General features: G+C 71.7%; 4 protein-coding genes. 3 read left to right on the top strand and 1 reads right to left on the bottom strand.

Translation table 11 applies throughout. The features are described from left to right. The coding region (locus PROKR_RS34720; protein WP_211240118.1) for a hypothetical protein at window positions 1-373 on the bottom strand (373 nt) is incomplete at its 3' end. 105 nt (window positions 374-478) lie between these two features. Between PROKR_RS34720 and PROKR_RS11945 the strand changes: the two genes are divergently transcribed. The 3 genes from PROKR_RS11945 to PROKR_RS11935 all read left to right on the top strand — a co-directional run. Further along, window positions 479-1141: a GntR family transcriptional regulator gene (locus PROKR_RS11945; protein WP_036963586.1), complete on the top strand. Its 663-nt coding sequence runs from the start codon at window positions 479-481 to the stop codon at window positions 1139-1141. Between the two features lie 145 nt (window positions 1142-1286). Further along, the gene (locus PROKR_RS11940; protein ID WP_084800397.1) at window positions 1287-2678 is read left to right on the top strand and encodes an MFS transporter; all 1392 of its coding nucleotides are present in this window, start codon (window positions 1287-1289) and stop codon (window positions 2676-2678) included. Continuing rightward, on the top strand, window positions 2675-2932 hold a 258-nt coding region (locus PROKR_RS11935), incomplete at its 3' end, for a dihydrodipicolinate synthase family protein (protein WP_036963452.1). The genes PROKR_RS11940 and PROKR_RS11935, both read left to right, overlap by 4 nt.

The raw sequence follows: 2932 nt of genomic DNA, 5'->3' as shown, positions 1-2932 counted from the left end.
CGGCCCGGGCGGAGGCCGCGTGCAGCACCCGCCCGAACCGGGCGAGCAGGTCGACCGGCGCCGTCCGGTAGATCGCGAGGCGGGCGACGTCGGCGTCCCGCCGGGTCCACCCGGGGTGCAGGTCGGCGACGGCCGTCGTCAGCTCTCTCGGGTGGTAGCCGTCCGGCTCGGCGACCACGTTCGCGCCGCGCGGGCGCTCGCGCAGCCGCTCCAGAGCCTCGGACCCGCTGTCCCGCAGCACGTGGTCGACCGCCAGGTCGAAGACCTGGGCCACCTTCAGCGGCGCCAGGCAGTCCCGTACCGCGTCCACCAGGCCCGACACCACGTCGTCGGTGGCCTCCCGGCCAGCCGCTTCCCCATCGAATAAGTACATATCGGGATCTTATGGGCGGGGTCTGACATGCCCGGTCCCGCCCGCCGCGAGCAGGAACCGGTCGGATCCCGGGGACTTCCCGACCACACCCGAGCGTCATATATGATGTACGACGTGCCGACGACGCCTCCCGCCCTGACCGCTCTGCCCTCCCGGACGGAGCACGCCCTCGCGACCATCAAGGAGGGCATCCTCAGCGGCCGGCTCGCCGCCGGGCAGGCGCTCGTCGAGGCGGAGCTCGCGCAGGAGCTGGCGATGTCCAAGACGCCGGTCCGTGAGGCGCTCAAGACTTTGGAGTTGAGCGGGCTCGTCGTCGTGCGGCCCTACGTCGGCGTGCGGGTGCGCGAGCTGACGCAGGCGGACGCCGTCGCCATCTACGAGACGCGGCTGCTGCTGGAGCCAGAGGCGACCCGGCGCAGCGTCCTGCGCGGCATGGACACCGCCGCGGCGCGGGCGGCGCTGGAGCGCGCGGCCGAGGTCACGGAGCCGGCACAGCGCAGCCTCGCCAACCGGGCCTTCCACGCGGCGCTCTGGGGCGCGGCCGGCAACACGATCCTGACCGGCATGCTGGAGGGCCTGCGGGACCAGACGGCGCTCGCCGCCGTCACCACGTGGGCCAAGGAGCCGAGCTGGCGGGAGGAGGCGCGCGAGCACGAACAGATCCTTGCCGCTGCCGAGGCCGGCGACGCCGACCTCGCCGCGGACCTGACCCGCCGGCACATCGCCGGCTTCCTCGACCGGCTCCGCCAGGGAGGTGCGACCGCCTGACCCGCAGGACCTGAGCAAGCGGGCCTGGGCAAGCCGGGACCGCAGCAGACGAGGTGCAGCCCGTTCACCGCCAAGTTCCCGGGCCGCACCTCTGCAACGAGTGCTCCATGACGGAGCACGCACGTCACTCGATGAAGGAGCAACGATGCTCAATAGTACAAAGCAGCCCGTGGCTGTCGCGGCCCGCGCGCGGCGCAGCCAGATGCGCTGGACGATCGTCGCGTTCTCGGCGCTCGGCCTGACCATCGCCTACCTCGACCGCGCCGCCCTCAGCGTCGCGCTGCCGTTCATCTCGGAGGACTTCCACATCAGCCCGGCCGTCCAGGGCGTGCTGCTGTCGTCGTTCTTCTGGACCTACGCCCTGTTCCAGGTGCCGTCGGGCTGGCTCCTGGACAAGTTCGGGCCGCGCGTCATCTACCCGATCGCCGTGGGCTGGTGGTCGGTCTGGACGGCGCTGACCGCCTTCGCGACGGGCGTCACGAGCCTGATCGTCTTCCGGCTCGGCCTCGGTATCGGCGAGGCGCCGGTGCAGCCGGCGAACATCAAGGTGGTCTCCACCTGGTTCCCGCGCCGTGAACGAGCGTTCGCCTCCAGCCTGTTCGACATGGGCCAGCAGATCGGCTCCGCACTGTCCATCCCGATCGTCACGTCGATCGCGGTCTTCGCGGGCTGGCGCTGGACGTTCGTGGTGATCGGCGCCGTCGGCCTGCTCTGGATCCTGGGCTGGCTCGCGATCTACCGCGCCCCGCAGAACCACAAGCGCGTCAACGCCGCCGAGCTCGACCACATCCGCTCCGACCAGGCCGAGATGGTGCGGCACAGCGGCGAGGAGGTGCGCTGGAGCACGCTGCTGCGCGACAACCAGACCTGGGCGCTCCTGCTCGGCTACGTCTTCCGGTCGCTCGCCGGTGCGTTCTTCCTGACCTGGTACCCCAGCTATCTGCTCAACGAGCGCGGGTTCACCGAGGCCGAGTTCGGCATGGTCGGCGCGCTGCCCGCCGTGATCGGCATCGGGTCCACGGTGCTGGGCGGCATCGTCTCCGACCGCATGCTCGCGAGCGGCCTGTCTCCGAACGTCGCGCGCAAGGTGCCGATCATCTCGGGCCTCGTCCTCAGCGCGTGCATCGGGTTCAGCCCGTTCGTGGAGAGCAACGTGGTGCTCATGGTGGTCCTCACGGTCTCCAGCGCCGCGCACTCCTTCGCGGGTGCGGCCATCCTCAGCCTCCCCGCCGAGGTCTCCCCCAGCCCCGACCGCGTCGGCTCGCTGGCCGGCTTCCAGAACTTCGGCTCACAGCTCGGCAACCTGATCAGCCCGATCGCCATCGGCCTGGCCCTGACGGCGTCCGACGGCTCCTACCTGTGGCCGCTCGTGTTCGCCGCGATCAGCTGCCTGGTCAGTGCCGCCGTCTACGGCTTCTGGGTGCGTATCAAGCCCGTCGAGCAGCAGGACGGCCGGACGGGCACCGAGACGCCCGCCGACCCGCAGGACCCCGCCGGATCCCCGCGGACCGGCACCCCTCAGAACGGAGAATCATGACCGGGTACCACGACATCGTCGAACGCCTGCGGACGGTCGTCGGCATCCCCGTCGTCCCCTACGCGCCCGACGGCGCCGTCGACCTCGCCCTGACCGGGCGGCTCGCCGGCCGCCTGGTCGACGCCGGGCTCGGCGCGATCACGCCCAACGGCAACACCGGCGAGTTCTACGCCCTGACCCCGAGGGAGCGGGCCGACGTCGCCCGCACGGTCACCGACGCCGCGGGCGACCGCGCGGTCGTCGTCGTCGGCGTG

Source organism: Promicromonospora kroppenstedtii DSM 19349, assembly GCF_000515355.1.
In the GTDB taxonomy this organism is placed as follows: Bacteria; Actinomycetota; Actinomycetes; order Actinomycetales; family Cellulomonadaceae; genus Promicromonospora; species Promicromonospora kroppenstedtii.
Note: the sequence above shows the minus strand (reverse complement) of the source record. Positions and strands in the feature narration are given on the sequence as shown.

What these genes read in the sequence shown, in the direction of transcription:
- PROKR_RS11945 (WP_036963586.1), top strand. Translation starts at nt 479, where the DNA reads ATGTACGACGTGCCGACGACGCCTCCCGCCCTGACCGCTCTGCCCTCC.
- PROKR_RS11940 (WP_084800397.1), top strand. Translation starts at nt 1,287, where the DNA reads ATGCTCAATAGTACAAAGCAGCCCGTGGCTGTCGCGGCCCGCGCGCGG.